The following is an 18,317-nucleotide window of genomic DNA, read 5'->3' on the forward strand; positions in this document are numbered from 1 at the left end:
TAAAGACGGGTTTCCGCAATAACTTCAAACCAACAGGGGTTCCCATGAAGAAATACGCATTGACACTCGCCGCCTCGGCTGCCGCCGTGATCGGCATCTCGTCGGCCGCTCAGGCTGCCGATAAGACGAAGGTCTGCTTCGTCTATGTCGGTTCGCACACCGATGGCGGTTATTCGCAGGCGCATGATCTCGGCCGCCAGCAGGTCCAGGCCGAATTCGGCGACAAGATCGAAACGCCTTACCTCGAAAACGTGCCGGAAGGCCCGGACGCTGAGCGCGCCATCGAGCGCCTTGCCCGTTCCGGCTGCAAGCTGATCTTCACGACGTCCTTCGGCTTCATGGATGCGACAGTCAAGGTTGCCGCCAAGTTCCCGAAGGTCAAGTTCGAGCACGGCACCGGCTACAAATCCGGCCCCAACCTCGCCACCTACAATTCTCGCTTCTATGAAGGCCGCTACATCCTCGGCCAGATCGCCGCCAAGACCTCGAAGAACCATGGTGCGGCCTACATCGCCTCCTTCCCGATCCCGGAAGTGGTGATGGGCATCAACTCCTTCGAGCAGGGCGCCAAGTCGATCGATCCGAGCTTCAAGCTGAAGGTCATCTGGGTCAACACCTGGTTCGACCCGGGCAAGGAAGCCGATGCCGCCAAGGCGATGGTCGACCAGGGCGTCGACGTTCTGACCCAGCACACCGATACCACGGCGCCGATGCAGGTTGCCGAAGAACGCGGCATCCACGCCTTCGGCCAGGCATCCGACATGATCGCGGCAGGCCCCAAGGCGCAGCTGACGGCGATCGTCGATACCTGGGGCACCTACTACTCCAAGCGTGTTCACGCGCTTCTGGACGGCACCTGGAAGTCCGAGCAGAGCTGGGACGGCCTGAAGGACGGCATCCTGAAGATGGCGCCCTACACCAACATGCCTGACGACGTGAAGAAGATGGCCGAGGAAACCGAAGCCAAGATCAAGTCGGGCGAGGTGCATCCCTTCACCGGTCCGATCAATAAGCAGGACGGCACGCCTTGGCTGAAGGCCGGCGAGAAGGCCGATGACGGCACGCTGCTCGGCATGAATTTCTATGTCGAAGGCGTCGACGACAAGCTGCCGGCGCAATAAGCCGCCTTCAATTCGCAGTTGCGAAGAGCGCCCCTGTGGGCGCTCTTTTTTTTGCTGCGCTGCATGCAAAGATTCCGATTTACAAAAGTAATACTATATGATTTTTTGACCCTGCGCCGCGAGACGCGGCTTGGGAGGAAATCATGAAATTGAAGACTGCACTTTTGAGTGCCACGATTCTTGCTGCCTGCATGTTCGGTTCGGCTTCGGCCGCCGGATTGACCGTCGGCTTCTCGCAGATCGGCTCGGAATCGGGCTGGCGCGCGGCTGAAACGACTGTAACCAAGGAACAGGCCAAGAAGCGCGGCATCGATCTGAAGTTTGCCGATGCGCAGCAGAAGCAGGAAAATCAGATCAAGGCTCTGCGCTCCTTCATTGCTCAGGGCGTCGATGCCATCCTCATTGCTCCGGTCGTCGAAACCGGCTGGGACGACGTTCTGAAGGAAGCCAAGGAAGCCAAGATTCCGGTCATCCTTCTTGACCGCACCATCAAGGCTCCAGACGATCTCTACCTGACGGCTGTTACCTCGGATCTCGTCCACGAAGGCAAGGTCGCTGGTGACTTCCTGGTCAAGACCGTCGGCGACAAGAAGTGCAACGTTGTCGAGTTGCAGGGCACGACCGGTTCGTCGCCGGCCATCGCCCGCAAGAAGGGCTTCGAAGAAGCGCTCGCCGGCCACGACAACCTCAAGATCGTTCGCAGCCAGACCGGCGACTTCACCCGCACCAAGGGCAAGGAAGTCATGGAAAGCTTCCTGAAGGCCGAGAATGGCGGCAAGGATATCTGCGCTCTCTACGCCCATAATGACGATATGGCCGTCGGCGCCATCCAGGCGATCAAGGAAGCCGGCCTGAAGCCCGGCAAGGATATCCTCGTCGTCTCGATCGACGCCGTTCCGGATATCTTCAAGGCGATGTTTGAAGGCGAGTCCAATGCCACGGTCGAGCTGACGCCGAATATGGCAGGTCCGGCCTTCGATGCGCTCGACGCCTACCTGAAGGACAAGAAGGCTCCGCCGAAGTGGATCCAGACCGAATCCAAGCTTTACACGCCTGCCGACGAGCCGATGAAGGTCTACGAAGAGAAGAAGGGTCAGGGCTACTGATCTGATTTGACGCCGCTGCATAATCCCTGAATCGGGAGCGATTGAGGGGGAAATGATGCAGCAATCAAGCGCTGTAGAACCGCACCGGCCCATCATGGACCGGTGCGGAACTGCCTTGCCGCCTTGGGACGTCATGTCCGGCCGCGGCGCGGCTTTTGCCGTCAATATCAGGAAAACAGACCCTTATGATTCACGATTTCGAGAACGTTCTCGCGGCTTCCGGAATATCGAAATTCTTTCCCGGCGCGGTGGCGTTGGACAAGGTCGATTTCACGCTGCGCAAGGGCGAGGTGCACGCGCTGCTGGGCGAAAACGGTGCCGGCAAATCGACACTGATCAAATGCATCACCGGCGCCTATCATCGTGACGAGGGCAGCCTGACGCTCGACGGCCAGGAAATCAATCCGGCCAATACGCTCGCCGCCCAGAAGCTCGGCATCGGCACGGTCTACCAGGAAGTCAACCTGCTGGCCAATCTGAGCGTCGCCGAAAACCTCTTTCTTGGACGCCAGCCAAGGCGTTTCGGCATGACCGACGTGCGCGCGATGAACCGCAAGGCGCGCGAACTGCTGACCGGTTACGGCATCGATATCGACGTCACCGCCGAGCTTGGCCGCTTCTCCGTCGCCGTCCAGCAGGTGGTCGCCATCGCCCGTGCCGTCGATCTTTCCGGCAAGGTGCTGATATTGGACGAGCCGACGGCAAGCCTCGACAACCAGGAAGTGGCGCTGCTCTTCCGCATCATCGAGGACCTGAAGAAGCGCGGTCTGGGCATCGTCTTCATTACCCATTTTCTCGAGCAGGTCTATGCGATCAGCGACCGCATCACCGTGCTGCGCAACGGCAAGCTCGTCGGCACCCGCGACGTCGCCGATCTGCCGCGCCAGGGCCTGATCGCCATGATGCTCGGCCGCGAATTGGCGCATGTCGAGGAGACGGTCAGGGAACGCAGCCTTGCTGCCGGCGAGGTCCGCTATCGTTTCGCAGGCTACGGCAAGCGCGGCAAGGTCAAGCCCTTCGATCTCGATGTGCGCGCCGGCGAAGTGGTCGGCATTGCCGGGCTGCTCGGCTCCGGCCGCACCGAAACCGCCGAACTGCTCTTCGGCGTCGAACATGCCGATAGCGGCAGCGCCACGATCGACGGCCAGCCGGTCACGCTTTCGAGCCCGCGCGCCGCAATCGAAAAAGGCTTCGGCTTCTGCCCCGAGGACCGCAAGACCGACGGCATCGTCGGCGACCTGTCGATCCGGGAGAACATTGCGCTTGCGCTGCAGGCCCGCCGCGGCTGGACCCGGCCGCTGTCGCGCGCCGAGCAGAATGCGCTTGCCGACCGCTACATCAAGGCGCTCGATATCCGCACCACCGACCGCGAGAAGCCGATCCGCCTGCTTTCCGGCGGCAACCAGCAGAAAGCGATCCTTGCCCGCTGGCTGGCGACCAACCCGAAGTTCCTGATCCTCGACGAGCCGACCCGCGGCATCGATGTCGGCGCCCATGCCGAGATCATCCGCCTTATCGAACAGCTCTGCGCCGAAGGCATGTCGCTGATCGTGATTTCATCGGAACTTGAAGAGCTTGTCGCCTATAGTTCACGTGTCATCGTCCTTCGCGACAGGCAGCATATCGCCGAGTTGACCGGGGAACGTATCACCGCCGCCGGCATCGTCGATGCCATCGCTGCCGCCGAACACAAGATGGAGGATGCATGAGGTCCTCGCTGAACGCGCTGGCTTTTCGCCTGGCGCCGCAATTGATCGCGCTCGCTGTTATTCTTTTGTTGAATTTCATGACGTCGCCGCAGTTTTTTAATGTCGTGGTTCAGAACGACCGGCTCTATGGCAGCCTGATCGACGTGCTCAATCGCGGCGCGCCGGTGGCGTTGCTGGCGATCGGCATGACGCTGGTGATTGCCACCAAGGGCATCGACCTCTCCGTCGGGGCGGTTATCGCCATCTGCGGCGCCGTCGCCGCCTCGTCGATTGTCTCAGGAAATTCAGTTGGTTACACCATTGTCTTGACGCTGGCGATCGGCATTGCTTGCGGCGTCTGGAACGGTTTCCTGGTGGCGGTCCTCAATATCCAGCCGATCATCGCCACGCTGGTGCTGATGGTCGCCGGCCGCGGCATCGCCCAGCTCATCACCGAAGGCGCCATCCTCACCTTCAACGATGACGGGCTGACCTTCTTCGGCAGCGGCTCCATGGCCCTCCTGCCAATGCCTGTCGTCATCTGGCTGCTCGTCGGCCTGCTCGTCATCCTGCTTGTGCGCCGCACGGCGCTCGGCATGCTGATCGAGGCCGTCGGCATCAATCGTCGTGCCAGCACGCTCTCCGGCATTCAGACGCCGGTGCTGCTGATGGCCGTCTATATGCTGAGCGGGCTCTGCGCCTCGATCGCCGGCATCATCGTCGCCGCCGACATCAAGGGTGCCGACGCCAACAATGCCGGCCTCTGGCTGGAACTCGATGCCATCCTCGCTGTCGTCGTCGGCGGCAATTCGCTGCTCGGCGGCCGCTTCAGCATTCTCGGATCGCTGATCGGCGCGATGATCATCCAAGCTGTCAATACCGGCATCCTGTCTTCCGGCTTCCCGCCTGAATTCAACCTGATCATCAAGGCGGTCATCATTATCGTCATCCTCGTCATCCAGTCGCCGGCGGTGCAATCGCTCGCCATCTTCGCCAGCCGCCGGCAGGGCGGAAGGGAGCAGCCGAAATGAACTCCAAATACCTGCCGCTGCTGGCGACCATCGTCATCTTCGTGCTCGCCTATGCCGGCTGCACGCTGCAATATCCGAACATGCTGTCGACCCGCGTCATCGGCAATCTTCTGACCGACAACGCCTTTCTCGGCATCGCCGCCGTCGGCATGACCTTCGTCATCATCTCCGGCGGCATCGATCTGTCGATCGGATCGATCATCGCTTTCACCGGCGTCTTCCTGGCGGTGATCCTGCAGAAAACCTCGATCCATCCGCTGCTCGCCTTCGCGCTGGTGCTCGTCATCACCACTGCCTTCGGCGCGGTCATGGGTGCAATCATCCATTATCTCGAGATGCCGGCCTTCATCGTCACGCTTGCCGGCATGTTCCTGGCGCGCGGCATGGCCTTCGTGCTCTCGATCGACAGCATTCCGATCGACCACGAATATTATTCGACGCTGACCAGCCTCTATTGGCGGCTGCCCGGCGGCGGACGGCTGACGCTGATCGGCGCCATCATGCTTCTGGTCTTTGCCGTCGGCATTTTCATCGCCCAGCGGACCCGCTTCGGCACCAATGTCTATGCGCTCGGCGGCGGCCCGCAGACGGCGCGGCTGATGGGCGTGCCGGTGGGACGCACGACAATCCAGATTTATGCTCTGTCGGGCTTTCTGGCAGGCCTTTCCGGGATCGTTTTTTCGCTGTACACCTCTGCCGGATATTCTCTTGCAGCAGTCGGTGTCGAACTCGATGCCATCGCGGCGGTCGTCATTGGGGGGACGCTGCTGACCGGAGGAGCGGGATTCGTGGCGGGAACCTTGATCGGTATCCTGATCCAGGGGCTCATTCAGACCTACATCACCTTCGACGGTACGCTGTCGAGCTGGTGGACCAAGATCCTGATTGGGCTTTTGCTGTTTGCATTCATCCTGATGCAGAAAGCCATCCTGTTCGTTTCCAGTCTGAACAAGAGGTACGCCTGAGGGGAGAGGGATCGCTTGCGCAACAAATTGGACGAGACCCGCAAGACGGGGCGCAGAACCCGGACGAGCCACGCACAGGTGGTCGACGAACTCGGCAAGGAAATCGTCGCCGGCACCTATCCCGTCGGCACGATCCTGCCGGGCGACACCGAACTGGCGCAACGCTTCAAGGTGTCCCGTACCGTCTTGCGTGAGACGATGAAGACGCTTGCCGCCAAGGGCATGGTCGTCGCCAAGGCGCGGGTCGGCACGCGTGTGACCGAAAAGAACCTTTGGAACATGTTCGACAGCGAGATCATCGCCTGGCATTTCGACAATGGCGTGACGGAAGAGTTCCTGCTGCAGCTCTACGATATTCGTCTCGCCATCGAACCCTTCGCCGCCGGTCTCGTCGCCGAACGGGCGAATGCCGAGGATATCGAGACGCTGCGCGCACTGGCGCTCGAGATGGCGGCGAGCGGCCATACTGCCGACAGCCTTGCGCTCGCCGACCTTAACTTTCACCTGGCGCTGGCCGAAGCTTCCCACAATCCCTTCATGCGCACCTTGGGCAGCCTCATCGAAGCGGCCCTCGTCGGCATGTTCCGCATGAGCACGCCGCCATCCGAAAACGGCTTTGCCAATATCGCCGACACCCACATGCGCATCGTCGACGCGATCGTTTCCGGCGACAGCCTTGCTGCGCGCCGCGCCATGGAGCTCGTCATTCTGGATGGTCGCCATCATGTGCACGAGGCCTTCGTCGCCCGTGGTTCCGAAACCGTCATCGTGCCGATTTCGACCGAAATTTCACATCAGTAAAGGCATTGCTGACTGCGGCGCCATGCATCTTTTGGGGCGCGCAAAGCACGCTGCAAGGCTTTCAATCCGCGCCGCGTGCTTTCCGAAAATCGATTCCGATTTCACGAATTATGCAGTATGAGGCAACAAAGCCGCCTCATGGCGCGGATTCGCGGAGCAGATCATGGAACGTACTTGTCTTGCCGTCATCCTTGCCGCCGGTGACAGCACGCGGATGAAATCCTCGAAATCGAAGGTGCTGCATCCGGTCGCCGGCCGGCCGATGATCGCCCATGTGGTCGAGGCGGTCGCCTCCGCCGGCATATCCTCCGTCGCACTCGTCGTCGGCCGCGATGCCGAGGAGGTGGCAAAGGCAGCAAGCATCGCCGACGTCGGCATTGAAGCCTGCCTGCAGAAAGAGCGCCTCGGCACCGGCCATGCGGTATTGGCGGCGCGCGAGGCGATCGCCAAGGGTTATGACGATATTCTTGTCACCTATGGCGACGTGCCGCTGCAGACCGATGGGCCGCTGAAGGCCGCCCGTCAGGGCCTTGCCGATGGCAGCGATATCGTCGTCATCGGCTTCCACACCGACCGCCCGACCGGCTACGGCCGCCTGCTCGTCAAGGACGGCGAACTCAGCGCCATCCGCGAGGAAAAGGATGCGACCGATGCCGAGCGCGCCGTCACCTGGTGCAACAGCGGGCTGATGGCGATCAACGGCCGCAAGGCGCTCGACCTGCTCTCGCGCATCGGCAACGCCAATGCCAAGGGCGAATTCTATCTGACCGATCTCGTCGAGATCGCCCGCTCGCTCGGGGGCCGCGTCACCGCCGTCGATGCGCCTGAAATCGAGATGACCGGCTGCAACACCCGGGCCGAACTTGCCGTCATCGAGCGCTTCTGGCAGGAGCGCCGCCGCCACCAGCTGATGCTTTCAGGCGTCACCATGATCGCGCCGGAAACGGTCTTTCTGTCCTACGACACCGTCATCGGCCAGGATGCGCTGATCGAGCCGAACGTCGTCTTCGGTCCCGGCGCGGTGATCGACAGCGGCGCCGTCATTCACGCCTTCTCGCACATAGAAGGCGCTCATGTCAGCCAGGGCGCGACCGTCGGACCCTTCGCGCGGCTGCGGCCGGGTGCCGATCTCGGCAATGGTTCGAAGGTCGGCAATTTCTGTGAGGTCAAGAACGGCCGGATCGGCGAGGGCGCCAAGGTCAACCATCTCACCTATATCGGCGATGCCGTCATCGGCGCCGGCAGCAATATCGGCGCGGGTACGATCACCTGCAATTATGACGGCGTCAACAAGAGTGAGACGGTGATCGGCGAAAACGCCTTCATCGGTTCGAACTCCTCGCTGGTCGCGCCGGTGACGATCGGCGACGGCGCCTATATCGCCTCCGGCAGCGTCATCACCGCCGACGTGCCGGCCGATGCGCTGGCGCTCGGCCGCGCGCGGCAGGAGATCAAGCCCGGCCGCGCCTCTCTGCTGCGCGAGCGCGCGCTCGCCATCAAGGCCGCGAAGAAGGCTAAGGCCTGAGGCAGCTTTGCGTAACCGGCGGAAATTGAAAGTGACCGCCGAGGTGATTGATAACTAAGCGGGAATCGCTAGGACTGGCCTCGTTATTTGGGCGAAGAAAACAGAAGAGCATTTCTGCGGAAATGCTCGAGTGGGGATATTGCATGTGCGGAATTGTCGGGATCGTCGGAACTCAGCCTGTTGCCGGGCGCCTGGTCGATGCGCTGAAGCGTCTCGAATATCGCGGTTATGATTCTGCCGGTGTCGCCACCATCCATGAGGGGGTGATGGATCGCCGCCGCGCCGAAGGCAAGCTGTTCAATCTGGAAAAGCGCCTCGACGCCGAGCCGTTGCCGGGTGTGGTCGGCATTGCCCATACGCGCTGGGCGACCCACGGTGTTCCCAACGAAACCAATGCCCATCCGCATTTCGTCGAAGGTGTCGCCGTCGTCCATAACGGCATCATCGAGAATTTCTCCGAGCTGCGCGACGAACTGACCGCGGAGGGTGCGGTCTTCGAAACCCAGACCGACACCGAGGTCGTGGCCCAGCTGATGGCGAAATACCTGCGTGAGGGCCTGGAGCCGCGCGCCGCCATGCTGCAGATGCTGAACCGGCTGACCGGCGCCTATGCGCTCGCCGTCATGCTCAAGGCCGATCCCGGCACGATCATGGCTGCCCGTTCCGGCCCGCCGCTGGCCGTCGGTTACGGCCGCGGCGAGATGTTCCTCGGTTCGGATGCGATCGCGCTCTCGCCCTTCACCAACGAGATCACCTATCTGGTTGACGGCGACTGCGCCGTCATCACCCGCGACAGCGTCGCCGTCATTGATTTCGCCGGCAAGCCAGTCAAGCGCGCCCGCCAGATCTCGCAGGCGACCGCCTATGTCGTCGACAAGGGCAACCACCGCCATTTCATGGAGAAGGAAATCTACGAGCAGCCGGAGGTGATCTCCCACGCCCTCAGCCATTACGTCGATTTCGCCGAGAACACGATCGGCGCCAACGCCGCTGCGATCGACTTCAAAGCGGCGACCGGCCTGGCGATCTCGGCCTGCGGCACCGCCTATCTCGCCGGCCTTGTCGGCAAATACTGGTTCGAGCGTTATGCCCGCCTGCCGGTCGAGATCGACGTCGCCTCCGAATTCCGTTATCGCGAAATGCCGCTGTCGCCGTCGCAGGCAGCGCTCTTCATCTCCCAGTCCGGCGAGACCGCCGATACGCTGGCATCGCTGCGCTATTGCCGCGACAACGGCCTGAAGATCGGCGCCGTCGTCAATGTCCGCGAATCGACGATCGCCCGCGAATCCGACGCCGTCTTCCCGATCATGGCCGGCCCCGAAATCGGCGTCGCCTCGACCAAGGCCTTCACCTGCCAGCTGGCAGTGCTCGCATCGCTGGCGATCGGCGCCGGCAAGGCCCGCGGCACGGTGAGCGCCGAGGAGGAGAGGGCGCTGGTGCGTCACCTCGCCGAAATGCCGCGCATCATGAGCCGAGTGCTGAACCTCATCCAGCCGCAGATGGAAAGCCTGTCGCGCGAGCTGTCGAAATGCAAGGACGTGCTCTATCTCGGCCGCGGCACCAGTTTCCCGCTCGCCATGGAAGGCGCGCTGAAGCTCAAGGAAATTTCCTACATTCACGCCGAAGGCTATGCCGCCGGCGAATTGAAGCACGGGCCGATCGCGCTGATCGACGAGAACATGCCGGTGATCGTCATCGCCCCCTTCGACCGCTTCTTCGAAAAGACCGTCTCGAATATGCAGGAGGTCGCAGCCCGCGGCGGCCGCATCATCTTCATCACCGATGAGGCCGGGGCTGCCGCCTCGAAACTGCCGACCATGGCGACCATCACCCTGCCTGTGGTCGACGAAATCATCGCGCCGATGATCTTCTCGCTGCCGATTCAGCTGCTCGCCTATCACACCGCCGTCTTCATGGGCACGGATGTCGATCAGCCGCGCAATCTGGCGAAATCCGTGACAGTGGAATAAGCCCGCAACGACCTGATCTTCGCGCCGAAGCATATTGTGCGACGCCCCGAATTCTGGCAATTTTGGTCGGCGGACAAGGGGGAAGGGCCGGCGTTCCGGCCTGTCCAGGACCGAGATGGAGTTCATCAGGAGAGATGACCGACAACACCCCCAGAATGCCGGTCGCGACCCGGCTGAGGAATAATTTTCTCGCAGGCCTGATCATCTGCGCGCCGATCGCCATTACCATCTGGCTGACCTGGACCTTCATCCACTGGTCGGACAGCTGGGTCAGGCCCTATATTCCGGCGCGCTGGAATCCGGAAAGCTACCTCAATTTCGCCATTCCCGGATTCGGCCTGCTGACTGCCGTCGTGCTGATCACCGTCGTCGGCTTCCTCGGCAAGAACCTGATCGGACAGAGCATCGTCCGTTTCGGCGAATCGATCGTTCAGCGCATGCCGCTGGTGCGCACCGTCTACAGAAGCGTGAAGCAGATTTTCGAAACGGTGCTGAAGGAACAGGCGAACTCCTTCAAGAAGGTCGGCCTCATCGAATATCCCAGTCCCGGCCTCTGGGCGCTGGTCTTCATCGCCACCGACGCCAAGGGCGAGATCGCGACGAAGTTCAATGACATGGGCCAGGATATGGTTGCCGTCTTCCTGCCGCCGACACCGGTGCCGACGGCGGGTTTCCTCGTCTTCGTGCCCCGCGAAAAGATCGTCCTGCTCGACATGAGCCCGGAAGACGCCGCCAAGTTCCTGATCTCGGGCGGCCTCGTCGCCCCCGAGCACAAGCCGCCCGAACCGAAGCAGAAGCATCTGCCGCGGCCGAAGCCGGTGGCGGTTTCCAAGGCAGATTGATGCATGTCGCCCAAAAGTGTTTGGCGGTTTTGGGATAACGACATGCATGGGAAGAAGATTAAAGCGCGCCGTGGCGCGCTTATCCTGCTCTCAAGAACCGGATCGCCTCGTCGCGACGGAAGAGATAGAGCAGGGTGCGGATCGCCGTTCCTCTGTCGCCAGTCAGTTCAGGATCGCGCTCGATGAGATAAGCGGCATCCTTCCGGGCGATTTCCAGGAGGTCGGCATGCGCCTCGAGGCTGGCGATGCGGAAGCCCGGCGTGCCGGACTGGCGCGTGCCGAGCAGCTCACCTTCACCGCGGAGTTTCAAGTCTTCCTCGGCGATGCGGAAGCCATCCTCGGTCTCGCGCATGATCGAAAGCCTGGCATGGCCGGTTTCGCCGAGCGGGCCCTTGTAGAGCAGGATGCAGGTTGAGGCCTCGTCACCGCGCCCGACGCGGCCGCGCAACTGGTGCAATTGCGCCAGGCCGAAGCGTTCGGCATGTTCGATCACCATGATCGTCGCATCCGGCACGTCGACGCCGACCTCGACGACGGTGGTGGCGACGAGAAGACGGGTCTCGCCGCCCTTGAACGCCATCATCGCCGCATCCTTCTCCGGCCCGCTCATGCGGCCGTGAATGAGGCCGATATCGGGGCCGAGCGCGGCAACGAGCGTCGCATGCCGCTCCTCGGCCGACATCAGGTCGAGCTCTTCGGATTCTTCGACCAGCGGGCAGATCCAATAGGCCTTCTTGCCCTCGGCAAGCGCGCTTTGCAGCCGCCCGACGATTTCGCCCGTTCGTTCCAGCGGCACGGTGATCGTCTGGATCGGCTTGCGCCCAGCCGGCTTCTCGGTGAGCTTGGAAACGTCCATGTCACCGAAGGCGGCAAGCACCAGCGTGCGCGGGATCGGTGTCGCGGTCATCACCAGCATGTGCGGCGAGATGCCCTTGGCGGTCAGCCTCAGTCGCTGATGCACGCCGAAACGGTGCTGCTCGTCGACGACGGCCAGCATCAGCTTGGCGTAAGCGACGCTGTCCTGGAACAGCGCATGCGTGCCGATAATGATCTGCGCGGCGCCCGATGCGATGCGCTCGAGGATCTCCTCCCGTTCGCGCCCCTTGGTGCGGCCGGTCAGGATCTCGATGCCAAGCCCGGTGGAGGCGGCGAATTTCGAGATCGTCGCGTGGTGCTGGCGCGCCAGGATTTCGGTCGGTGCCATCAGCACGGCCTGGCCGCCGCTTTCGATCACCGCTGCCATCGCCATCAGCGCCACCAGCGTCTTGCCGGAACCGACATCGCCCTGCAGCAGGCGCAGCATGCGCTCGGTGCCGGCCATGTCCTTCAAAACCTCGGCGATCGCCTCGTTCTGGCTCGATGTGAGCGAGAAGGGCAGGGATTTCAGGATTTTGGCGCTGACTTCGCCCGTCGCTTGCACCGGCTGGCCCGCCACCTTGCGCAGCCTCTGGCGGACCAGGCTCAGCGACAGCTGGCCGGCGAGGAATTCGTCATAGGCGAGCCGCCGACGGGCAGGGGCCTGCGGGTCGATATCACTGGGGTCGCGCGGCTCGTGCAGCATGTGGAAGCTGTCGCGGATTGTTGGTAGGCCCTGCTTCTGTGCCAGCGCCGTGTCGATCCATTCCGGCAGCTCGGGAAACCGCGGCAGGGCGGCGTCGATGATCTTGCGCAAGGTTTTCGGCGAAAGCCCCGCCGTCAACGGATAGATCGGCTCGACGAGCGGCAGGTTCTCCGCTTCTTCGGCCCTGACGATATAGTCGGGATGCACCATCGAGGCGCGGCCGTTGAACCAGTCGACCTTGCCGCTGACCGTCACCTCAGCATCGACTGGCAGCTGTTTTTCCAGCCAGGCGGCCTGGCCGCGGAAAAAGACCAGCGTCAGTTCGCCGGTCTCGTCATGCAGGAAGACCCGGTAGGGGACATTGCTCTTGCCGCGCGGCGGCACTTGGTGCCGGTCGACGCGGGCGGTGATCGTCACGATCGCACCCTGCGGCGCGCGGGCGATCCCCGGCTGGTTGCGCCGGTCGATCAGCGAAAACGGCGCGTGGAAGATCAGATCGATGACCCGGCAATCCTCCGGCGTCTCGCGGCCGAGCAGCCTGACCAGCAGTTCGGCGATCTTCGGGCCGACGCCCGGAAGGCCCGAAATGGGAGAAAACAGAGGATCGAGAATGGCGGGGCGCATGCGGCCAAAATGCGATGAACAATGCGGCCTTGGCAAGGCTGACAAGCCGCTTTCCAGGGTCTATAGAGGCGCATCAACAGGAAGGTAATGCCATGACAGGTGTCACGCTCACGAGTGCCGGTCTCGACCCGCGCCGCCGCCGGATCCTATTCCGTTGCTGGCATCGCGGCATCCGCGAGATGGATCTGGTCTTCGGCCAGTTCGCCGAAGCCGAGATCGCGACGCTTTCGGAATCTGAGCTAGACGAGTTCGAGACGATCATGGCGGAAGAAGACAATGATCTTGTTCGCTGGATCATGGGAACATGGCCCGTCCCCGAGCGTTTCCAGACGCCGATGTTTGCCCGCCTTGCCGCCTACACGCCCGATTTCGACAAGCCCCTCAGGACGCCGGAATGATCCCTGGTTTCGATGCGAAGAAGCTTGCGGCCATTGCCGAGCCGCTGACGATCGGCAATGTGCCTGTCGGCCTCGAGCCGCTGCTGCTGGCCGAGCTCGCCCGCGCAGGCGAGCCGGTCGCCTATGTCATATCAGACGGCCACCGCATGGCTGATCTCGAACAGATGCTGGGCTTCGTCGCCCCCGATATTCCGGTTCTCACCCTGCCGGCCTGGGACTGCCTGCCCTATGACCGCGTTTCGCCGAGCGCCGATACTTCGGCCCGCCGGCTTGCCGCACTCGGCGGCCTCATCGCCCACCGGAAGAAGCCGCATGCGGCGATCGTGCTCGTCACCGCCAATGCCATGCTGCAGAAGGTGGCGCCGCAGGATGTCATCGAGAGCCTGAGCTTTTCGGCCCGCCCCGGCAATCAGCTGCGGATGGACGATCTTGCCGGGCGCCTGGAGCGCAACGGCTTCGACCGCGTCGCAACCGTTCGCGAAGTCGGCGAATACGCCGTGCGCGGCGGCATTCTCGACGTTTTCGTGCCGGGTTCGGAAGAGCCGGTCCGCCTCGACTTCTTCGGCGACACGCTGGAATCGATCCGCAGCTTCGATCCGGCCAGCCAGCGCACGACCGGCCAGGTGCGCTCCCTCGATCTCAATCCGATGAGCGAGGTGACGCTGACACCGGATACGATCAGCCGCTTCCGCAAGAATTATCTCTCGGCCTTCGGCGCGACGACGCGTGATGACGCGCTCTATCTCGCCGTCTCCGAAGGTCGCCGTTATCCGGGCATGGAGCACTGGCTGCCGCTCTTTTACGAGAAGCTCGATACCATCTTCGATTATCTCAGCGGCTTCCGTATCGTCACCGACAACACGGTGCGTGAGGCGGCCGAGGAGCGTTCCAAGCTGGTTCTCGATTATTACGACGCCCGCCTGAATTCCGGTCAGCCGGCCAAGGGCCAGATGGCGCAGGGCACGCCTTACAAGCCGGTGACGCCGGGCCAGCTCTATCTCGACAGCAAGCTTTTCGCCAAAACCCTCGACGCGCTCGGTGCGATCCGCATCAGCCCCTTCAACGAAATCGAAGGCGAGGCGCGCCGCGTCGTCAATATCGAGGCCCGCCAAGGCCAGCGCTGGGCCCGCTCGAATGCCGAGGGCGGCGGCGATGCCGAGCGCATCAACATTTTCGACGTCGTCGTCAAACATATCGCCGACCGCCGCGCTGCCGGCGCGAAAGTGCTGGTCACCGCCTGGACCGAAGGCTCGCTGGAGCGCCTGCTGCAGGTGCTGAACGAACACGGCCTGGAAAAGGTCAAGCCGATCGAGGCGCTGAAGGATCTCGGTTCGCTGGCGAAGGGCGAGGCCGCCGCCGCGGTACTCAATCTCGAATCCGGTTTCGAGGCGGGCGATCTCGTCGTCATCGGCGAGCAGGATATTCTCGGCGACCGCATGGTGCGCCGCTCCAAGCGCCGCAAGCGCGCCGCCGATTTCATCGCCGAGGTCGCCGGCCTCGACGAGGGCTCGATCGTCGTCCACGCCGAACACGGCATCGGCCGCTTCATCGGGCTGAAGACCATCGAGGCCGCGGGCGCGCCGCATGCCTGCCTCGAACTGCAATATGCCGACGAGGCCAAGCTCTTCCTGCCGGTCGAAAACATCGATCTTCTCTCCCGCTACGGCGGCGAGGGCACCGAGGCGCAGCTCGACAAGCTCGGCGGCGGCGCCTGGCAGATGCGCAAGGCCAAGCTGAAGAAGCGCCTGCTCGACATGGCCGATGCGCTGATCCGCATCGCCGCCGAGCGGCTGACGCGCCACGCGCCGATGCTGACGACGCCGGACGGCCTATACGACGAATTTGCCGCACGCTTCCCCTATGATGAGACCGAGGACCAGGACAACGCCATCGATGCGGTGCGTTCCGATCTCGGCGCCGGCCGGCCGATGGACCGTCTCGTCTGCGGCGACGTCGGCTTCGGCAAGACGGAAGTGGCCTTGCGCGCCGCCTTCGTTGCCGCGATGAATGGCGTCCAGGTTGCCATCGTCGTGCCGACGACATTGCTCTCCCGCCAGCATTTCAAGACCTTTTCCGAGCGGTTCCGCGGCCTGCCGGTGCGCATCCAGCAGGCCTCACGCCTGGTTGGGGCCAAGGAGCTGGCGCTGACCAAGAAGGAAGTCGCCGAAGGCAAGACCGATATCGTCGTCGGTACGCATGCGCTGCTCGGCGCCGGCATCAAATTTGCCAATCTCGGCCTGCTCGTCATCGATGAGGAGCAGCATTTCGGCGTCAAGCACAAGGAGCGGCTGAAGGAGCTGAAGAGCGACGTGCATGTGCTGACGCTGTCGGCGACGCCGATCCCGCGCACGCTGCAGCTTGCCATGACCGGCGTGCGCGAACTGTCGCTGATTACCACGCCGCCGGTCGACCGCATGGCGGTGCGCACCTTCATCTCGCCCTTCGACAGCCTGGTCATCCGTGAGACGCTGATGCGCGAGCATTATCGCGGCGGTCAGAGCTTCTATGTCTGCCCGCGGCTTGCCGATCTTGCCGATATCAATGCCTTCCTGCAGTCCGACGTGCCGGAGCTGAAGGTCGCCGTCGCCCACGGCCAGATGCCGGCCGGCGAACTCGAAGACATCATGAACGCCTTCTATGAAGGCCGCTACGACGTGCTGTTGTCCACAACCATCGTCGAATCCGGCCTCGATGTGCCGACAGCCAACACGCTGATCGTCCACCGCGCCGATATGTTCGGCCTTGCCCAGCTCTATCAGCTGCGCGGCCGCGTCGGCCGCTCGAAGGTGCGCGCTTTCGCGCTCTTCACACTGCCTGTGAATAAGGTGCTGACGGCAACCGCCGACCGCCGGCTGAAGGTGCTGCAGTCGCTGGACACACTCGGTGCTGGCTTCCAGCTGGCCAGCCACGACCTCGATATTCGCGGCGCCGGCAACCTGCTCGGCGAGGAGCAGTCCGGCCACATCAAGGAGGTCGGCTTCGAGCTCTACCAGCAGATGCTCGAAGAGGCGGTCGCCGAGGTCAAGGGCGTCGACGAGATCCACGACACCGGCTGGTCGCCGCAGATCTCCGTCGGAACGACGGTGATGATCCCGGAGGGCTATGTGCCCGACCTGCATTTGCGCATGGCGCTTTACCGCCGTCTCGGCGAAATCACCGAACTCAAGGAGATCGACGGATTCGGCGCCGAGATGATCGACCGTTTCGGGCCGATGCCGATCGAAGTCCAGCATCTCTTGAAGATCGTCTACATCAAGTCGCTCTGCCGCACCGCCAATGTCGAAAAGCTGGATGCCGGCCCGAAGGGCGTCGTCGTGCAGTTCCGCAACAAGGAATTCCCTAATCCGGCCAACCTCGTCGGCTATATCGGCAAGCAGGGCGCGATGGCGAAGATCCGCCCCGACCACAGCCTGTTCCTGACCCGCGACCTGCCGACCCCGGAAAAACGCCTGCAGGGCGCTGCCGTGATCATGACGCAGCTGGCCGAGATGGCGAAATAAACAAAGGGAGATTGAGATGGCGACATACGGCGCGACGATCGCCTGGGAGCGAAACGGCGAGACCTTCACCGACAATCGCTACAGCCGCGCCCATCGCTGGACGTTCGACGGCGGTATCGAGCTGCGCGCCTCCTCGTCGGCCCACGTCGTTCCCCTGCCTTATTCGGCCGAGGACGCCGTCGATCCGGAGGAGGCTTTCGTCGCCTCTCTCTCCAGCTGCCACATGCTCTGGTTCCTGTCGATTGCCGCAAAACAGCGCTTCTGCGTCGACGGCTACACCGATGCCGCCGAGGGCATCATGGAGAAGAATGCCGAAGGCCGTCTCGCCATGACGGTCGTGACGCTCCGCCCGCATGTCGTCTTCTCCGGCGACAAGCAGCCCTCGCTGAGCGAACTCGAAGCCCTGCATCATCGCGCCCATGAGGAATGTTTCATCGCCAATTCGGTGAAGACCGAGGTGCGCTGCGTTCCGGTGCTGGGGTGAGCTGAGCCCGTCGTCGGGTTTGTTAGTTGAGGCCCGATCGCGCCTCGGCCTTGGCCTTGGCGATATCGCGGAGCGCATTCGCCAGCACATCCGGCGTCTGCGCGCCGCTGACAGCATATTGCTGATCGAAGATGAAGAACGGCACACCGTTGACGCCCATCTCCTGCGCCGCCTTGATTTCGGCGACGATCAGATCGCGATCGGCATCGGAGGCGAGCAGCGAGGCGATGACCGAGCGGTCGAGGCCGGCCTTTTCGGCGATATCGAGCAGGACCGCATGGTCGCCGACATTGCGGCCCTCCTCGAAATTCGCCTTGAACAGCGCGGCAACGGCCTTGTCCTGCTTCTCGCGGCCTTCAATCATCGCCCAGTGGATCAGGCGATGCGCATCGAGCGTGTTCGGGCCGATCTTGATCGCCTCGAAATCGAAGGCGATGCCGACCTCGCGGCCTAAATCTGTCAGCATCTTGTGGGCCTTCTTCTGGTCAACGCCCTCCCTGGGATAGTCCGGGTTGAGCCGGTACGGCCGCCAGTTGATGTCGACGCCGATTTCGTCCTGCACCTCGGCGATGGCGAGCTCCAGCCGCGCCTTGCCGAGATAGCACCAGGGGCAGACGACATCCGAGACGACGTCGATGGTGATACGCTCCATGATGATCTTCCTTATGTCTATAAGTCTCCCAAGGGAGACATAAAGGCCG

General features: G+C 62.8%; 14 protein-coding genes. 12 read left to right on the forward strand and 2 right to left on the reverse strand.

Translation table 11 applies throughout. The features are described 5' to 3' along the window. The first annotated feature begins 44 nt into the window (after positions 1-44). From CO657_RS08620 to CO657_RS08660, 9 genes are all read left to right on the forward strand, one after another. The gene (locus tag CO657_RS08620; RefSeq protein WP_054185286.1) at positions 45-1,121 is read left to right on the forward strand and encodes a BMP family ABC transporter substrate-binding protein; all 1,077 of its coding nucleotides are present in this window, start codon (positions 45-47) and stop codon (positions 1,119-1,121) included. A 143-nt stretch (positions 1,122-1,264) separates the two neighbouring features. Further along, complete coding sequence (gene ytfQ / locus CO657_RS08625; protein ID WP_054185287.1) at positions 1,265-2,227, forward strand: galactofuranose ABC transporter, galactofuranose-binding protein YtfQ; 963 nt, start codon at positions 1,265-1,267, stop codon at positions 2,225-2,227. 185 nt (positions 2,228-2,412) lie between these two features. Next, on the forward strand, positions 2,413-3,936 hold the full coding sequence (gene ytfR / locus CO657_RS08630; RefSeq protein WP_054185288.1) for a galactofuranose ABC transporter, ATP-binding protein YtfR: 1,524 nt from the start codon (positions 2,413-2,415) through the stop codon (positions 3,934-3,936). Beyond that, positions 3,933-4,946 (forward strand): ABC transporter permease, encoded by a 1,014-nt coding sequence (locus CO657_RS08635; protein WP_003586508.1) that lies wholly within the window; start codon positions 3,933-3,935, stop codon positions 4,944-4,946. The genes ytfR and CO657_RS08635 overlap by 4 nt, the downstream gene beginning before the upstream one ends. Then, positions 4,943-5,911, forward strand: a complete 969-nt coding sequence (gene yjfF / locus CO657_RS08640; protein ID WP_012557650.1) for a galactofuranose ABC transporter, permease protein YjfF — start codon at positions 4,943-4,945, stop codon at positions 5,909-5,911. The genes CO657_RS08635 and yjfF overlap by 4 nt, the downstream gene beginning before the upstream one ends. 15 nt (positions 5,912-5,926) lie before the next feature. Continuing rightward, positions 5,927-6,712, forward strand: a complete 786-nt coding sequence (locus tag CO657_RS08645) for a FadR/GntR family transcriptional regulator (protein WP_003586505.1) — start codon at positions 5,927-5,929, stop codon at positions 6,710-6,712. A gap of 163 nt (positions 6,713-6,875) precedes the next feature. Next, positions 6,876-8,237 carry a bifunctional UDP-N-acetylglucosamine diphosphorylase/glucosamine-1-phosphate N-acetyltransferase GlmU gene (gene glmU, locus CO657_RS08650; RefSeq protein WP_054185289.1) on the forward strand — a complete coding sequence of 454 codons (1,362 nt, stop codon included), beginning with the start codon at positions 6,876-6,878 and terminating at the stop codon, positions 8,235-8,237. Positions 8,238-8,380: 143 nt separating this feature from the next. After that, on the forward strand, positions 8,381-10,207 hold the full coding sequence (gene glmS, locus CO657_RS08655; protein ID WP_054185290.1) for a glutamine--fructose-6-phosphate transaminase (isomerizing): 1,827 nt from the start codon (positions 8,381-8,383) through the stop codon (positions 10,205-10,207). A gap of 134 nt (positions 10,208-10,341) precedes the next feature. Next, positions 10,342-11,049 carry a DUF502 domain-containing protein gene (locus tag CO657_RS08660; protein ID WP_003586501.1) on the forward strand — a complete coding sequence of 236 codons (708 nt, stop codon included), beginning with the start codon at positions 10,342-10,344 and terminating at the stop codon, positions 11,047-11,049. Positions 11,050-11,128: 79 nt separating this feature from the next. On the opposite strand, the gene recG is transcribed toward CO657_RS08660, so the two are convergent. After that, a complete protein-coding gene (gene recG / locus CO657_RS08665; RefSeq protein ID WP_054185322.1) occupies positions 11,129-13,234 on the reverse strand; it encodes an ATP-dependent DNA helicase RecG in 2,106 nt (701 codons plus the stop codon). Between the two features lie 92 nt (positions 13,235-13,326). Between recG and CO657_RS08670 the strand changes: the two genes are divergently transcribed. Genes CO657_RS08670 through CO657_RS08680 form a run of 3 tightly spaced genes read left to right on the forward strand, consistent with a single transcriptional unit; the run spans position 13,327 to position 17,616 of the window. Continuing rightward, positions 13,327-13,632 carry an FAD assembly factor SdhE gene (locus tag CO657_RS08670; RefSeq protein ID WP_054185291.1) on the forward strand — a complete coding sequence of 102 codons (306 nt, stop codon included), beginning with the start codon at positions 13,327-13,329 and terminating at the stop codon, positions 13,630-13,632. Then, the gene (gene mfd / locus CO657_RS08675) at positions 13,629-17,132 is read left to right on the forward strand and encodes a transcription-repair coupling factor (protein ID WP_054185292.1); all 3,504 of its coding nucleotides are present in this window, start codon (positions 13,629-13,631) and stop codon (positions 17,130-17,132) included. The genes CO657_RS08670 and mfd overlap by 4 nt, the downstream gene beginning before the upstream one ends. A gap of 16 nt (positions 17,133-17,148) precedes the next feature. Further along, the gene (locus tag CO657_RS08680; protein ID WP_003586495.1) at positions 17,149-17,616 is read left to right on the forward strand and encodes an OsmC family protein; all 468 of its coding nucleotides are present in this window, start codon (positions 17,149-17,151) and stop codon (positions 17,614-17,616) included. 22 nt (positions 17,617-17,638) lie between these two features. Here CO657_RS08680 and CO657_RS08685 read toward each other — a convergent pair whose 3' ends face one another. Then, positions 17,639-18,268: a DsbA family oxidoreductase gene (locus tag CO657_RS08685; RefSeq protein WP_054185293.1), complete on the reverse strand. Its 630-nt coding sequence runs from the start codon at positions 18,266-18,268 to the stop codon at positions 17,639-17,641. Positions 18,269-18,317 lie beyond the last annotated feature (49 nt).

Source organism: Rhizobium acidisoli (assembly GCF_002531755.2).
GTDB classification, from domain to species: domain Bacteria; phylum Pseudomonadota; class Alphaproteobacteria; order Rhizobiales; family Rhizobiaceae; genus Rhizobium; species Rhizobium acidisoli.